Source organism: Flavobacterium sp. CHNK8, from assembly GCF_019774515.1.
Taxonomy (GTDB): Bacteria; Bacteroidota; Bacteroidia; order Flavobacteriales; family Flavobacteriaceae; genus Flavobacterium; species Flavobacterium tiangeerense.
Genome location: NZ_CP081492.1, coordinates 2,208,540 through 2,225,034, shown reverse-complemented (window position 1 = coordinate 2,225,034; position 16,495 = coordinate 2,208,540). Strand labels below are relative to the sequence as shown.

The 16,495-nt window shown below is 39.0% G+C and carries 10 protein-coding genes, 3 tRNA genes and 2 rRNA genes; 8 read left to right on the top strand and 7 right to left on the bottom strand.

Annotated features, from left to right (window positions below):
* The first annotated feature begins 8 nt into the window (after positions 1–8).
* Positions 9–725 (top strand): bacillithiol biosynthesis deacetylase BshB1, encoded by a 717-nt coding sequence (bshB1, locus tag K5V07_RS09500; protein WP_221917267.1) that lies wholly within the window; start codon positions 9–11, stop codon positions 723–725.
* Positions 726–811: 86 nt separating this feature from the next.
* A tRNA-His gene (locus tag K5V07_RS09495) sits at positions 812–885 on the top strand.
* Between the two features lie 420 nt (positions 886–1,305).
* Here the strand turns inward: K5V07_RS09495 and K5V07_RS09490 are convergent.
* From K5V07_RS09490 to K5V07_RS09475, 4 genes are all read right to left on the bottom strand, one after another.
* Positions 1,306–2,319: a M28 family metallopeptidase gene (locus tag K5V07_RS09490; RefSeq protein ID WP_221917266.1), complete on the bottom strand. Its 1,014-nt coding sequence runs from the start codon at positions 2,317–2,319 to the stop codon at positions 1,306–1,308.
* A 295-nt stretch (positions 2,320–2,614) separates the two neighbouring features.
* Complete coding sequence (locus K5V07_RS09485) at positions 2,615–3,385, bottom strand: dienelactone hydrolase family protein (protein ID WP_221917265.1); 771 nt, start codon at positions 3,383–3,385, stop codon at positions 2,615–2,617.
* Between the two features lie 113 nt (positions 3,386–3,498).
* Positions 3,499–5,697 (bottom strand): penicillin acylase family protein, encoded by a 2,199-nt coding sequence (locus tag K5V07_RS09480; RefSeq protein ID WP_221917264.1) that lies wholly within the window; start codon positions 5,695–5,697, stop codon positions 3,499–3,501.
* Positions 5,698–5,710: 13 nt separating this feature from the next.
* Positions 5,711–6,163, bottom strand: coding sequence for an Lrp/AsnC family transcriptional regulator (locus K5V07_RS09475; RefSeq protein WP_221918172.1), 453 nt, complete (start codon positions 6,161–6,163; stop codon positions 5,711–5,713).
* Between the two features lie 230 nt (positions 6,164–6,393).
* Between K5V07_RS09475 and rocD the strand changes: the two genes are divergently transcribed.
* Positions 6,394–7,677, top strand: a complete 1,284-nt coding sequence (gene rocD, locus K5V07_RS09470) for an ornithine--oxo-acid transaminase (protein ID WP_221917263.1) — start codon at positions 6,394–6,396, stop codon at positions 7,675–7,677.
* An 11-nt stretch (positions 7,678–7,688) separates the two neighbouring features.
* Positions 7,689–8,651 (top strand): arginase, encoded by a 963-nt coding sequence (locus K5V07_RS09465; protein ID WP_221917262.1) that lies wholly within the window; start codon positions 7,689–7,691, stop codon positions 8,649–8,651.
* Positions 8,652–8,873: 222 nt separating this feature from the next.
* Here the strand turns inward: K5V07_RS09465 and K5V07_RS09460 are convergent, their stop codons facing one another.
* The 3 genes from K5V07_RS09460 to K5V07_RS09450 are packed head-to-tail and all read right to left on the bottom strand — an operon-like array spanning position 8,874 to position 10,341.
* Positions 8,874–9,506: a low molecular weight phosphatase family protein gene (locus K5V07_RS09460; protein WP_221917261.1), complete on the bottom strand. Its 633-nt coding sequence runs from the start codon at positions 9,504–9,506 to the stop codon at positions 8,874–8,876.
* A gap of 15 nt (positions 9,507–9,521) precedes the next feature.
* Complete coding sequence (locus K5V07_RS09455) at positions 9,522–9,992, bottom strand: DUF6428 family protein (protein WP_221917260.1); 471 nt, start codon at positions 9,990–9,992, stop codon at positions 9,522–9,524.
* A gap of 16 nt (positions 9,993–10,008) precedes the next feature.
* Positions 10,009–10,341 (bottom strand): helix-turn-helix transcriptional regulator, encoded by a 333-nt coding sequence (locus K5V07_RS09450; protein ID WP_144894321.1) that lies wholly within the window; start codon positions 10,339–10,341, stop codon positions 10,009–10,011.
* 1,171 nt (positions 10,342–11,512) lie between these two features.
* Here K5V07_RS09450 and K5V07_RS09445 point away from each other — a divergent pair.
* From K5V07_RS09445 to K5V07_RS09430, 4 genes are all read left to right on the top strand, one after another.
* A 16S ribosomal RNA gene (locus tag K5V07_RS09445) occupies positions 11,513–13,026 on the top strand.
* Between the two features lie 131 nt (positions 13,027–13,157).
* Positions 13,158–13,231 (top strand) — tRNA-Ile (locus tag K5V07_RS09440).
* A gap of 97 nt (positions 13,232–13,328) precedes the next feature.
* A tRNA-Ala gene (locus K5V07_RS09435) sits at positions 13,329–13,402 on the top strand.
* Between the two features lie 188 nt (positions 13,403–13,590).
* Positions 13,591–16,478: ribosomal RNA gene (locus K5V07_RS09430) — 23S ribosomal RNA — on the top strand.
* The 16S and 23S rRNA genes sit together here with 2 tRNA genes alongside, the layout of an rRNA operon.
* Positions 16,479–16,495 lie beyond the last annotated feature (17 nt).

The following is a 16,495-nucleotide window of genomic DNA, read 5'->3' as shown; positions in this document are numbered from 1 at the left end:
AAAAAAGTATGAAACTAGACATATTAGCCTTTGGCGCTCATCCAGATGATGTAGAGTTAGGATGTGCAGGAACTATTTTAAAAGAGATTTCATTAGGTAAAAAAGTAGGCATCATTGATTTAACACGTGGGGAATTAGGTACTCGTGGTTCTGCTAGTATAAGAGATCAAGAAGCAGCTGCTGCAGCAAAAATACTTGGCGTAACTGTACGAGAAAACTTGGGGATGCGTGATGGTTTTTTTGTAAATGACGAAACACACCAATTAGAGATTATCAAGATGATTCGGAAATACAAACCTGAAATAGTGTTGTGTAACGCCGAAGACGACCGTCATATTGATCATGCTAAAGGAAGTAAGCTGGTGTCTGATGCTTGTTTTTTATCTGGGTTAGTTAAAATTGAAACTACTCTAGAAGGAGAATTGCAAACGGCTTGGCGCCCAAAACTGGTATATCATTACATACAATGGAAAAATATCGTTCCGGATTTTGTGGTAGATATTACAGGTTTTACGGATTTAAAAGTAGCATCTATATTGGCTTATAGTTCTCAATTTTATGACCCTAATTCTAAAGAACCGGAGTCGCCAATTTCAAGTAAAAACTTTCTAGAAAGTTTAAATTACCGTTCTAGAGATTTGGGTAGGCTTACGGGCGTAGATCATGCTGAAGGTTTTACGGTAGAAAGATATTTGGCTGTCAATAGTTTAGGTGATTTGATCTAAAAAGGAAGCAAATTTTTTAAAAAAAGTTTTGAAAAACGTTTGCAAAAGTAAACTTTAGTTGTATCTTTGCCACCGCTAAGCAAATGGTGGTTGTAGCTCAGCTGGTTAGAGCATCGGTTTGTGGTACCGAGGGTCGCCGGTTCGAACCCGGTCATCCACCCAAAAAAGCAAAAGCCTCGAAGAAATTCGAGGCTTTTTTTGTATCTATAATTCAAATACATTTTGTGAGATTTAAAAAGATTATAGAAGGTGTTTTTCTGATGTCTTGGTGTAGTGAGTTCTTTGTTTTTCTAATGGCTTAAAACAGGAATTAAACCGCATTTAGTAGTTCTGAATAGTTAAGCTTGCTTTGGAAGGAAGCGATCTGTTTTATGTTTATAAAGTGTTAGGAAGTACGATTTGTATTTCTAGATTGTTTTAGATTTTAAAATAAAAAATACGCCTCAAAGTACTTCGAGACGTATTTTTTTTGCACAAGGGTTAGTAGTGAAAATCCTCCCGATTTTTTTTCGGGAGATTGTAACGGATAGCCCGACCTTGCTGTAACGCTAGTGAAAGCAAGGATGTGCCCTAGAGATTATTATTTTTTATCTGCTACGGGTCTGTTTTCTCTATTTGCAAGTTCCCATGCTATTGCAAATGCATATTGTGCTCTTTTAGTAAGTGCATCGTATTCAATCTTGTCAGGACTATCTGTAGGTTGGTGGTAATCTGCATGTACTCCATTAAATAAGAAAACGGAAGGGATTCCAAATTTTGCGAAATTATAATGGTCAGAGCGCTCGTAAAAATGATTAGGATCTTTAGGATCGTTGAATTTATAATCTAAGTTTAGGTTTGTGTATTTAGTATTTGCGGCAGCGCAAATGTTGTCTAAATCTGTCGAAAGTCGGTTTGCTCCAATAACATACACATAATTATTGCTGTCTGCGTGATCCTTATCTCTGCGGCCAATCATGTCGATATTGATGTTGGCAATGGTATTTGCAATAGGGAAAAGTGGATTTTCAGAGTAGTATCTGGATCCATGCAAGCCGTGCTCTTCGCCTGTTACGTGTAAAAACATAATAGAGCGCTTTGGACCGTGGCCGTCTTTTTTTGCTTTTTGAAAGGCTTGAGCTATTTCAAGTAATGCTACAGTTCCTGAGCCATCATCATCAGCACCATTGTAAATTTCTCCGTTTTTAGCACCTACGTGGTCGTAATGTGCTGATATGACCAATACTTCATTTGGTTTCTCTGAACCTTCAATGTAGGCCCAAATGTTTTCAGAGTCTGGTAGATTTTCATTGTATTGCGCGTTCAAGAAAGCAGCTGGAATTTTTTGATAGTAATCAGTTGCAGCTTTGGGAAAGCCAATATTATTTTTTTTGTACTCATCGATGAGGTAGTTTCCCGCTTTTTTTTGACCAGCAGAGCCTGTTTCTCGGCCTTCCATTTCATCTGAAGCTACGATGTATAAATGAGTTTTCAGCTCCTTTTCGGTTATGGTTTTTAAATAAGCGGTAGGCTCCACGGGCGTGGTAATGTTTTGCTGACTGGAGCAACTAAGTGTAAATGTGGTAATGATACCAAGAATAGCAATTTTTTTCATTTCATTGTTAATTAATAGAGAGTATACAAACAGCGTTATTGAAAAAATAACGTGTACGAAGTTACTAAAAAATAACAATTTTTTTTTGATAAATTAGTGAAGTAATAATATTATTTACGCCTATAAAGTTTATGGATTTTTTTTTTTCTACCAAGTCACAATAGTGGTAGATTTGGTTTTGGAAAATATTTTGGGCATAAAAAAACAGTATAAATTCAGTTTTTATATTTTACATCTGATATAAATGTAAAAAAAACGGAATTTATACTGTTTTTTAAACAGATTATTCTTTAGATTATTTCAATACGTCTTTTAAGAAAACGTTCATACGCTCCCAAGAACGTTTATCTGCTTTCTCATTGTAGGCAGCTCCTTTTGAATTGTCATTGCCAGCTTCAGGATCTGAAAAGGCGTGAACGGAATCAGCATAGTAGATCATTTCCCAATCTGCTTTTGCAGTTCTCATTTCTTGCTGAAAAGCAGCTACTTCAGCAACTGGAACATAAGGGTCATCAGCACCATGAAGTACAAGGACTCTTGTTTTGATAGGGTTAGTGGTTCTAGAAGCATCGCGGCCTAAGCCACCGTGAAATGAAACAACACCTTGAAATTTCATGCTAGCTCTAGCAGCTTCAAGAACTCCAGTTCCTCCAAAACAGTACCCTATAACAACAATATTATCAGGATTTGCGCCTGCTTTTACTAATTGGTCTAGTGCTAACTGAATGCGTCTTTGATAATCGCCTACATTATTTTTGTAAAAGCCAGCTTGTTTTCCTGCTTCTTCAGTATTTTTAGGATAATTGCCTTCACCGTAAATATCAGCAACAAAGGCATAATACCCCATTTTTGATAATTTTTCAGCAGATTGTTTGGCATGCGTATCAATACCTTTCCAAGCAGGTAGAATTAGAACTCCTGGTTTTGTTTTCGTTGCTTTTTGAGGTTTAACCGCAAGGCCATTTAATTTTTGAGCAGCATCAGTATAAGCTACGGGCTTTAATTGAGCCTGAGCACCAGTGGAACTTAGTAGAACGCCAATAAGGGCTAAAAAGATGTTTTTCATAGTAGTATTTATTAGGTTTACAAATTTCTGATTTAATTATGCTAGTTTGCTTTATCTAATATCCTATTATCTTATATCAGTATTTTAAAATCTTATAGTAGTTAATGCAGGTCTTATTCCCCAGGATGATACGTTTTTTCAGCATGTTTCAATACGTCTTCTTTGTAAAACAAAACATCCTTGAATTGTCCCTCTTGATATCTTTTGGCTTGATCAAAAAAATGTTTTGAGGTAGGATTGCCGCTATTTCCTCCTGCAAGTAATGATTTTGCTTTTATTTTTGTGCCAAATTCGACCGCACATACAAAACTATTGCCGTTGCTACCATAACGTTTTTGGGTGTTTTTTTGATAACTACTTTTGAATGCTGGTAAGCTTCCCCAAACTGCTGGTCCAAAACCAATAGGCAAACTTTCTTGCGCATCATCATATTCTAATGCTATAGCGCCAGAGGTTCTTTGAAAACGATTGATCTGACCCCACGGAATTTCCCAAGAACCAAATTTAGTTTTTAATTCACTAAGAACCTTTTGTAATGGCGGTAGTAAATCATTTGGTTGTGCATTTTTCAAAAATTGAATAGTGTTTTGCACCTGATCTAGTTCGCCTTCGTTAGTGTATACTTTTTGTATTATAGGTTCTAATTGATAAGCCCATTCTACGGCAAGTGTTGTTGCTACTGAATTTTCATGAGCATAAAAATCCCAATTTTTCAAAACAGTAATAGGTGCAATTAGTTCATCATAAAGTGGTGTATTGGTTTTGATGTTCTTTTCAAAATTGGAAATCAATGCTGGAATCAAAAATTCGAATACGGTTAATTTAGTGTCATAACCATCTGCAATTACACGGTCTAAAGTGTACTGATTTCCTTTGCTTAACAATCGTACGGCATTAAGTCCTCTAAAATTTTCACCATCAGGAGCCATGTAAGGTGGGTAATTTGCGGGTTTGGGACTATTTGTTCCAGCAACGGTAAAAGGTGTAGAATTGCAGTTTTGCAACCATCCGTTTTCAGGATTGTAAGAATGCACAATTTCTGAAACCTCGTGCAGTCCTTTCCATTGTGTTGCGTTTGTTGTTCCGTCTACAACTTTTGACCAATTCAATTTAGGATCTCTTATTGGGACAAAATTACCATGCCAGTAGGCTATATTTCCTTCTTTGTCGGCATAGACCGTATTATTCGAAGTATTGGCTTTTATATCCATTGCTTTTTTATAGTCAACAAAACTTTTGGATTTAGTTCGAATCCAACTTTGTTCTAAACTTTTTACAGAGCGATTGAATGATTTCAAGCTGATCCACTTTCCATTTCTTTTAGCCATTATTGGGCCGTGATTGGTGAAATAGGAGGTGAATGTTTTAGGAATTAATTTGCCGTTTTCAAGGTACTTGATAGTTATTTTTTTTTCGACAACGGGTAGGAGTTGGGTGTCGTATTCATAAAACAGTTTCTTATTTTTAGTTACGATGTTTTCAGCATACAAATCGGCTACATCCACATTTGATGATGTGTGCATCCAACCGCAATTTTCATTAAACCCTTGATAAATAAAAAATTGCCCCCACGTAACCGCTCCATAAGCCTGCAAACCTTCATCACTACTGATTTGTATTTCGGGTCTAAAATAAAAGGTAGTATGCGGATTAATGTATAAAATGGCATTTCCAGATGCTGTTTTTGATGGTGCAATAGCAAAACCGTTGGAACCTGTTTGCACATTAATTTCACGTTCTACATACGCAATTTTGTCACCTGCAGAGCCGTAAAAAGATTTAAGTTCACTTGTAGTAAGCCCTGCCGTGCTAATTGCTCCAATACTTCCATCAGTCCAAAGTAAAGGAAACCACGGCTCAAAATGGGTTAATAAAGCCGGTTGTACTTCAGGGTGTTTGTATAGGTAATAGTTGATGCCGTCTGCATAACTGTTGAGTAATTTTTGTAACCAAGGTGCCGCTTTTTTATAGTCAGCTTTTGCTTCATCAATGTCTATTAGTAATTTTATTTCTAGATCATTGTATAGAAATTCTTGTCCTTTTACTTCGGAAAGGCGTCCTAATTTTTCGATGTAATTCATCTCTACACGTTTAAAATCATCTTCGCATTGGGCATACAGCATTCCAAAAACGGCATCGGCATCAGTCTTGCCATATACGTGCGCAATTCCCCAATTGTCTCTAATAATGGTTACTTGTTGCGATTGCTTTTGGAGTCGTGCTAGTTCTGACGTAGTCATTTTTTGAGCAAAAAGAACACTTGAAACTAAAAAGCATAGCGCAACTGTACCGTAAATATTGAAATACTTCATTTTTTTTTATTTTTTAAAGACTTACATTTCGTTTGAATGCGCAACCCAATTCAATTATAGAATCTGTCTTGGCAATTCCTGGTATCGTATCAATTTTTTCATAGAGTACGCGTCGCATGTGCTCATGATCTTTTGCAATAATTTTAATGTATAATGTAAAAGAGCCAGTAATATAGTAGCATTCTGTAATTTCGGGAATTTTTTTGAGTTCTTCAATTATGCGATCTGAATCTTGGTCCTTGTTTAAGGTAATACCAGTAAAGGAACCCCAATCATACCCAATTTTCTTTTCGTTAATGATAGGTTTTATCCCCGTAATGATTCCATGATCAATCAGCCTATTAATGCGCTGATGTACCATTGTATTTGATATTTTCAAAGTAGTAGCAATGGCAGAATAAGCCATACGTCCGTCTTTTTCTAGTTCTTTAATAATATTGACATCAAACTCGTCTAATATATCCATGTTGTTAAAAATTAAAATTGATGCAGCTGTATTGGTATAAAAGTACATATTTTTATTGACTTCAAAAAAAGCTAAAATTGATTTATAGTACTTTAATATGACTTAATTTCGGTCTAAATTAAATAAATATTTTTAATTATTAGCTTTTTTAAAGTCAAAAACATTAATTTTATTGGTAAATTAAAAAATAATGCTAGTTTTGTACTCTTAAAATGTAAATCCTTAAGCTCATGACACATACAGAACAAAACCTTTCGTTAAAATCGGAAGCATTAATTGCTAAAGAAAATCAATATGGAGCGCACAATTATCATCCTTTACCTGTAGTTTTAGAAAGAGGCGAGGGCGTTCATGTTTGGGATGTTGATGGTAAACAATATTACGATTTTTTATCTGCTTACTCAGCTGTGAATCAAGGTCATTGTCATCCAAAAATTGTAGGTGCAATGATCAAACAAGCACAAACGCTAACATTGACTTCACGTGCTTTTCACAACGATCAATTAGGTCCTTTTGAAGAATATGTAACGAAGTATTTTGGTTTTGATAAAGTATTACCTATGAATACTGGTGCCGAGGCGGTTGAAACAGCTTTGAAATTGTGTAGAAAATGGGCTTATGAAGTAAAAGGAATTCCAGAAAACCAAGCACAAATTATTGTTTGTGAAAATAATTTTCATGGTCGTACCACAACAATTGTATCGTTTTCTAATGATGAAAATGCACGCAAAAGCTTCGGACCTTTTACCGCTGGATTCATCAAAATTCCTTATGATGATGTTGATGCCTTAGAAGCGGTTTTGAAATCGACAACAACTATTGCCGGATTTCTTGTAGAGCCTATTCAAGGGGAGGCAGGAGTTTATGTTCCTAGTGAAGGGTATTTGGCAAAAGCCAAAGCATTATGTGCAGCACATAATGTGTTGTTTATTGCTGATGAAGTGCAAACAGGAATTGCACGTACAGGAAGATTGCTAGCTACTTGTGGCAATTGCGATTGTAAAAAAGGTTGCGAAAATACGCCAGAAGTAAAACCAGATATATTAATTTTAGGAAAAGCAATTTCAGGTGGGGTTTATCCTGTTTCGGCAGTTTTGGCAAACGATGCTATCATGAATGTCATTCAACCTGGACAACACGGTTCTACTTTTGGAGGAAATCCTATTGCTGCAGCGGTAGCTATTGCTGCGCTTGAAGTTGTAAAAGATGAAAATTTAGCGCAAAATGCGGCTTATTTAGGTGAAGTTTTAAGAAAAGGGTTGAATGAAATTGCAGCAAGAAATCCTATCATTACCTTAGTGAGAGGAAAAGGACTGTTGAATGCGATTGTTGTAAATTGTGACGAGGAGTCTGATCTTGCCTGGAATATATGCATGAAGTTTAGTGAATACGGTTTATTGGCTAAGCCAACACATGGAAATAAAATTCGTTTTGCACCACCATTAGTGATTACAGAAAAACAAATTCACGAATGTTTAGCGATTATCGAACGAGCATTAAATGATTTTAGATAACACACAGAATTATGGGAAAAATAATAAAATTAATAAAGAACAGATCTGATATAGGTGCAGGAACGCGCGGGTCTGATTTGGGTATTGATGCCATAGAAATTGCTGCTATAAATCAAAACAGTGATTATTTTAACCGCTTTCTGTTTGAAGATGTTAAAACACACAATGAAACTATATATGATAAAGACCGTAGCTCTAGTGCCAAGCGAATTGAACATGTATTAGAACAGTGTATTAGAGTAAGCAATGTAGTAAAAAAGAGTATTGAAGACAATTACTTTCCTATTGTTTTATCAGGAGATCATTCTTCAGCTTTGGGAACTTTAAGCGGAATAAAAGCGGCTTATCCAGAGCAAAATATAGGAGTTTTTTGGATTGATGCGCATGCTGATTTGCATTCACCTTACACATCACCTTCTGGAAATATTCACGGAATGCCATTATCAGCGGCACTTGGAGATGATAATTTGAGCTGTCAAAATAACGAAGTAACTCCCGAAACACATCAGGACTGGGAGGAAATGAAAAACATTGGGCATCAAGGTCCAAAAGTTCTACCTGAAAATCTAATCTATTTTGGAGTTCGTGATACGGAAGAAGAGGAGGACAAACAAATCGAGAAATTAAAAATCAAGAATTATAAGGTTGACGAAGTCAGGTATCGAGGTTTGCAAACTTGCGTCACTGAAGCTTTAACAAAATTAGCTCATTGCGAGGTTTTGTATATTTCTTTTGATGTAGATTCTATGGATTGTGATATGATTTCTTATGGTACAGGTACGCCAGTTGCTAAAGGATTTGATCAGTACGAAATAATCGCAATCATAAATCAAATCATCCAAACGAAGAAAGTGGTTTGCGTTGAATTTGTTGAGGTCAACCCTTTATTGGATACAAAAGGAAATAAAATGGCCGAAACTGCTTTTGAAGTTTTAGAAGCAATTACTCCAAATTTAATGAGCGTAAATCTATAGTTCAACAAAAATAGATTTTAAAGTATCTTTTTTAAATGGGATGCTTATCGTTTTTCTACATTATACACAAAGGCTTGATTTCAAATTTTATTGAAGTCAAGCCTTTGTTTTTGATTGTTATTTTAGATAATTTGACAAATCTAATAATTTCGAAAATAAAACTTCTAAGTTATATGTGAGTACTCAATAGTAGATTACATTAATCTTTTCCTAGAGGTTACACTACGATTTTATTCTTGAAAAAACATAAAATAATTCAGTTGCAATTTGTAAACTACGTTCCTCATATTTTTCTGCTTGTTGTGGTGTTTGATCAAATGCTTTAGGATCTTCATAAGTAATCGGAATTCGTTTTTCAGCACCAGCAATAAAAGGGCAGTCGCCATCTGCTTGGGAACAAGTCATAATGGCTGCAAATTCGCTTATTGGATTAAAGTCGGCATCATAAGTTTTAGAAAAACCAATGATTGGATGTTCATTTTTCCCATATTTTATCGCATAAATAGGATTGTTTCCATCTGCAATTGTTTTAACTTCAAAACCAGATTTCTCTAATGTTTTGGTTACCATTGGGAATAAAGCCGTTGCTTCAGTGCCACCAGAATAGCAGTTTATATTGTGTATCTTAAAATGTGCAGCAGCAGTTTGCGCCCAAACCTGTGATAAATGGCTTCTTCTGGAATTGTGAGTACAAATAAAATTTAGCCTAATTTCTTGGTGATTATTAACTCTTGTCTGTATATAATCAATAAGTGGCTGCAAAACACTTTTTCGTTCAGTCAAAATGTTTGCGAAATCAAAAGTACGTATTACTTTTTCTAGTTCTGGAAATAGGATGGTTGTGATGGGTTCCATGTTACAGTTTTAAATTTAGCAACAACCTCCGCCTGGAGAACAGCTAGTGGTTTGACTTTGAATCTCAGATAATTTTACTTTTTGTTTGTTCTCAGGAATTCCACATTGATTTTCAGCCAAACAAGCCGTTAATTTGTTTACTAATGTAAAAGCAGTTCCGTTGAAACCAATATCGTATTTCCCTATAGTTTCAGCTTGATATTCTACTTCCACTTCATAATCTTGGATTCCGAGAACCTTTTCCGAAAGGGTGATGATATCCAAAAGTTTTTTTGGTTTTAAACGATGTTCAAAGTCATTGGCATCCCATAATTGAAAGTTAACAACGGTTTCATTTCGAAGCTTCCCGCCGCAGTCAATAAATTTCTTAGTAATCAAACCTACTTCGGTTACATGAAAATGTTCTGGAACATAGGTACCGTTTGGTAATAAAAAAGCAACATTTTCTAACGTGCTTAACTCATTTTTTACTTCTGATAATTTCATTTTTCTAATAATTAAATTAACAACATTGATTTTTCTTATTTTCTAAATAGGTGTTGATGTGATCAAAAAAACTTTTTATAGAGTTAAAACCCTCTTCATTGATACAATAACAAATAGCATTCCCTTCAATATTACCTTTTATAAGACCAGCATTTTTGAGTTCTTTTAGATGTTGCGAAACCGTAGGTTGGGCCAGAGGGAGTTCATTTACAATGTCACCGCATATACAGCTATTCACTTTTAGGAGATGTTGCACAATAGCAATTCTTGCAGGATGTCCTAAGGCTTTTGCCAATGTTGCTAATTCGTTTTGTTCGTCTGTAAAATGTTCCGACTTGGTAATACCCATGGCTATATATCTATATTGCAATATTACGATATTAATTAATACAAACCCTTTAAACGGGTAGTTTTTTGCTAAGTAGTTATTTCATTAGGGCGTTACCCTTTTTGCAATCTCTTTCGCAGTAGCTTCAGGAATTGCAAAAGGGTCGGGCTCTTCGCTGCAAGTCCTCGTTCCTTCCTTTAGGTCGTCACTGTGGGCTTTCCGCTGCTATCCCTAACGCGGTTAAACAAGTAAGAAGGCGTTTTTTGTTAGAGAACCATAAGTACTACTTATATATAATGGAGTCTGATGTTATAATTGTTATCATAGTATAGGTAGTAGCTATATATATTAGTGTATGATGTTAATGTTGTTACCGTAGTAAATGGTAGTATCTATATATAATGGTATATAATTTTATAATTGTTACAGCAGTAAACGGTAGTGTCTATATATAATAGTACCTTTTTTTTATAGTAGTAAACGATAGTACCTATATATAATAGAGTAGGGTGTACTAATTGCAACACTAGAAAAACCAGTTTTCATTATATAAAAAATGGTATGAAATCCCCATCAATGCTATGAATTCACTGTAAAACTATACTAATTGTAATTAACTGAAAAAAAGTTTATGCTTTAAGAGTCGTTTAATCAGTGTTTTAGTTTAAAAGTTAAGAAAAGATTAAAAAAAGGCGAATAAAAAGCTTGTAAAAGCGAATAAAGGTTGTAGTTTTGCACCCGCAATGACGCAGACGTTCTTTAAAATACTGGCAAGAAAAACAAAGTGATTAGAGATTTACTCTTTAAAAAAACTTTAAAAAAAGCTTGTGAGATTTAAAAACGAAAGTTATCTTTGCACCCCGCAAAACAACGGAAGTTCTTTGAGAGATTGATAAGAGAAAGAGAAGCGAACGAGATAAAATTTATCTCAAAAAAATTTCAAATTTTTCTTGCCAGTTAAAAAAAGAATAACTACTTTTGCACCCGCTTTGAGAAACAAACGAAAAGCGAAAAGAAACTGAAATAAATTCAGTTTAAAATAGTAAGACACGTTCCTAGACATATTGAATTGACAGCCGTTTTGTTCGCAAGAACAGAACATAAAGAATAAGAGTAATAGAATCGGAAGATTTGAAAAAACCACTAGAATTTAGTCGAATAACAATAGTTCGCTACGGCGAACAAACAATATACGATGAAGAGTTTGATCCTGGCTCAGGATGAACGCTAGCGGCAGGCTTAACACATGCAAGTCGAGGGGTATAGGTTTTCGGACCTAGAGACCGGCGCACGGGTGCGTAACGCGTATGCAATCTACCTTTCACAGAGGGATAGCCCAGAGAAATTTGGATTAATACCTCATAGTATAGCAGTTTCGCATGAAACCACTATTAAAGTCACAACGGTGAAAGATGAGCATGCGTCCCATTAGCTAGTTGGTAAGGTAACGGCTTACCAAGGCAACGATGGGTAGGGGTCCTGAGAGGGAGATCCCCCACACTGGTACTGAGACACGGACCAGACTCCTACGGGAGGCAGCAGTGAGGAATATTGGACAATGGGCGCAAGCCTGATCCAGCCATGCCGCGTGCAGGATGACGGTCCTATGGATTGTAAACTGCTTTTGTACAGGAAGAAACACCTCTACGTGTAGAGACTTGACGGTACTGTAAGAATAAGGATCGGCTAACTCCGTGCCAGCAGCCGCGGTAATACGGAGGATCCAAGCGTTATCCGGAATCATTGGGTTTAAAGGGTCCGTAGGCGGTCAGATAAGTCAGTGGTGAAAGCCCATCGCTCAACGGTGGAACGGCCATTGATACTGTCTGACTTGAATTATTAGGAAGTAACTAGAATATGTAGTGTAGCGGTGAAATGCTTAGAGATTACATGGAATACCAATTGCGAAGGCAGGTTACTACTAATGGATTGACGCTGATGGACGAAAGCGTGGGTAGCGAACAGGATTAGATACCCTGGTAGTCCACGCCGTAAACGATGGATACTAGCTGTTGGGAGCAATCTCAGTGGCTAAGCGAAAGTGATAAGTATCCCACCTGGGGAGTACGTTCGCAAGAATGAAACTCAAAGGAATTGACGGGGGCCCGCACAAGCGGTGGAGCATGTGGTTTAATTCGATGATACGCGAGGAACCTTACCAAGGCTTAAATGTAGATTGACCGGTTTGGAAACAGACTTTTCGCAAGACAATTTACAAGGTGCTGCATGGTTGTCGTCAGCTCGTGCCGTGAGGTGTCAGGTTAAGTCCTATAACGAGCGCAACCCCTGTTGTTAGTTGCCAGCGAGTCAAGTCGGGAACTCTAACAAGACTGCCAGTGCAAACTGTGAGGAAGGTGGGGATGACGTCAAATCATCACGGCCCTTACGCCTTGGGCTACACACGTGCTACAATGGCCGGTACAGAGAGCAGCCACTGGGCGACCAGGAGCGAATCTATAAAACCGGTCACAGTTCGGATCGGAGTCTGCAACTCGACTCCGTGAAGCTGGAATCGCTAGTAATCGGATATCAGCCATGATCCGGTGAATACGTTCCCGGGCCTTGTACACACCGCCCGTCAAGCCATGGAAGCTGGGGGTGCCTGAAGTCGGTGACCGCAAGGAGCTGCCTAGGGTAAAACTGGTAACTAGGGCTAAGTCGTAACAAGGTAGCCGTACCGGAAGGTGCGGCTGGAACACCTCCTTTCTAGAGCCTTAGTGTTAGTAGTAATACACGCTAGGGAAAGAAGACGAAAGTTCAAGTTGGAAACAGATACCAACATTTTATTACTCTTGCTGTTAATTTAAAAAAAAAGAATAAAAATTTAAGAATAAGAGTGTCTCGTAGCTCAGCTGGTTAGAGTACTACACTGATAATGTAGGGGTCGACAGTTCGAGTCTGTCCGAGACAACTATTTACTCTTAGAGAAGGAAATTTTAGAAGTTGAGAGATTAAGGATCAAGAAGTTCATAATTTTTAATTCGTAATTTTTAATTTTTAATTAAAAAGGGGGATTAGCTCAGCTGGCTAGAGCGCCTGCCTTGCACGCAGGAGGTCAACGGTTCGACTCCGTTATTCTCCACAAATTTAGTCGAAAGACTAAAGTCTAAAAGTCAAAAGTAAGACTTTATGACCTTAGACTTTATAACTTTCGAGCTAAATAAAGTTCATTGACATATTGAGATAAGAAATAATAAAAAGTAGAAAGCGTTTTTTACTATTTATAGTAAAAGACAAAAAAAACGGTCTTAATTAAATTTAAGATTGGTACAATAAGCAAAATAAGGGCGTATGGGGGATGCCTTGGCTCTCAGAGGCGATGAAAGGCGTGATAAGCTGCGAAAAGTTACGGGGAGCAGCACACATGCGTTGATCCGTAAATACCTGAATGGGGCAACCCACTATCTTGAAGAGATAGTACACCGATAGGTGGGCAAACCCGCTGAACTGAAACATCTAAGTAGGCGGAGGAGAAGAAAACAAAAGTGATTCCGTAAGTAGTGGCGAGCGAACGCGGATTAGCCCAAACCAATGTTGTTACGGCAATGTTGGGGTTGTAGGACCACGACATTTTATGTACAAGGAACCGGAAGTTACTGGAAAGTGACACCATAGAGGGTGATAGTCCCGTATGGGTAACGAGTATAATGAATAGTGGTATCCTGAGTAGGGCGGGGCACGTGAAACCCTGTCTGAATTTGGCGGGACCATCCGCTAAGGCTAAATACTCCTGAGAGACCGATAGTGAACCAGTACCGTGAGGGAAAGGTGAAAAGAACCGTGAATAACGGAGTGAAATAGATCCTGAAACCATACGCTTACAAGCGGTCGGAGCCCTTTCGTGGGGTGACGGCGTGCCTTTTGCATAATGAGCCTACGAGTTAACGTTGCTGGCAAGGATAAGTGGTTAAGCCACGGATCCGTAGCGAAAGCGAGTCTGAATAGGGCGCTTTAGTCAGTAGTGTTAGACGCGAAACCGTGTGATCTACCCATGGGCAGGATGAAGCGCTGGTAACACAGTGTGGAGGTCCGAACCGGTTGACGTTGAAAAGTCTTCGGATGACCTGTGGGTAGGGGTGAAAGGCCAATCAAACTCGGAAATAGCTCGTACTCCCCGAAATGCATTTAGGTGCAGCGCACGGCCATAAAGTTATATAGAGGTAGAGCTACTGATTGGATGCGGGGGCTTCACCGCCTACCAATTCCTGACAAACTCCGAATGCTATATAATGTTTCCGTGCAGTGAGGGCTTGGGTGCTAAGGTCCAAGTCCGAGAGGGAAAGAACCCAGACCATCAGCTAAGGTCCCCAAATATACGCTAAGTTGAAAGAACGAGGTTTGTCTGCCCAGACAGCTAGGATGTTGGCTTGGAAGCAGCCATTCATTTAAAGAGTGCGTAACAGCTCACTAGTCGAGCGGACGAGCATGGATAATAATCGGGCATAAGCGTATTACCGAAGCTATGGATTTCATATTAAATTATGGAGTGGTAGGGGAGCATTCTAACAGGGTTGAAGGTGTGTCGTAAGGCATGCTGGACTGGTTAGAAAAGAAAATGTAGGCATAAGTAACGATAATGCGGGCGAGAAACCCGCACACCGAAAGACTAAGGTTTCCACAGCTATGCTAATCAGCTGTGGGTTAGTCGGGACCTAAGGCGAACCCGAAAGGGACAGTCGATGGACAACGGGTTAATATTCCCGTACTAGTTATTACTGTGATGGGGTGACGGAGTGATGAAAGCGCCGCGAACTGACGGAATAGTTCGTTGAAGTACCTACCTATAAGACCCGCAGGCAAATCCACGGGTTTTGGGGAAATACGATAGTACTCGGATACTTCGGTAGAAGAGATAGTGCGCCTAAGGGCTTCCAAGAAAAACCTCTAAACTTCAGGTAATAAGTACCCGTACCGCAAACCGACACAGGTAGTCGAGGAGAGAATCCTAAGGTGCTCGAGAGATTCATGGCTAAGGAATTAGGCAAAATAGACCCGTAACTTCGGGAGAAGGGTCGCCAGCAGCAATGCTGGCCGCAGTGAAGAGGTCCAGGCGACTGTTTATCAAAAACACAGGGCTCTGCAAAATCGTAAGATGAAGTATAGGGCCTGACACCTGCCCGGTGCTGGAAGGTTAAGAGGAGATGTTATCTTCGGAGAAGCATTGAATTGAAGCCCCAGTAAACGGCGGCCGTAACTATAACGGTCCTAAGGTAGCGAAATTCCTTGTCGGGTAAGTTCCGACCTGCACGAATGGTGTAACGATCTGGACACTGTCTCAGCCATGAGCTCGGTGAAATTGTAGTAGCGGTGAAGATGCCGCTTACCCGCAGTGGGACGAAAAGACCCTGTGCACCTTTACTATAGCTTAGTATTGACCTTGGATAAATGATGTGTAGGATAGGTTGGAGACTGTGAAGTGGCGTCGCTAGGCGTTGTGGAGTCATTGTTGAAATACAACCCTTTGTTTATCTGAGGCCTAACCCCGCACAAGCGGGGGACATTGCTTGGTGGGTAGTTTGACTGGGGTGGTCGCCTCCAAAAGAGTAACGGAGGCTTCTAAAGGTTCCCTCAGTACGCTTGGTAACCGTGCGTAGAGTGCAATGGCATAAGGGAGCTTGACTGAGAGACATACAGGTCGATCAGGTACGAAAGTAGAGCATAGTGATCCGGTGGTTCCGCATGGAAGGGCCATCGCTCAAAGGATAAAAGGTACGCCGGGGATAACAGGCTGATCTCCCCCAAGAGCTCATATCGACGGGGGGGTTTGGCACCTCGATGTCGGCTCGTCACATCCTGGGGCTGGAGAAGGTCCCAAGGGTTGGGCTGTTCGCCCATTAAAGTGGCACGCGAGCTGGGTTCAGAACGTCGTGAGACAGTTCGGTCTCTATCTACTGTGGGCGCAAGAAATTTGAGTGGATCTGATTCTAGTACGAGAGGACCGAATTGGACAAACCTCTAGTGTATCTGTTGTCACGCCAGTGGCACCGCAGAGTAGCTACGTTTGGAAGGGATAAGCGCTGAAAGCATATAAGCGCGAAACCCACCACAAGATGAGATTTCTTTTAAGGGTCGTGGGAGATGACCACGTTGATAGGCTATAGATGTAAAGGCAGTAATGTCATAGTCGAGTAGTACTAATAACCCGTAAGCTTATGTACACCCTTTTCCCGAGTCG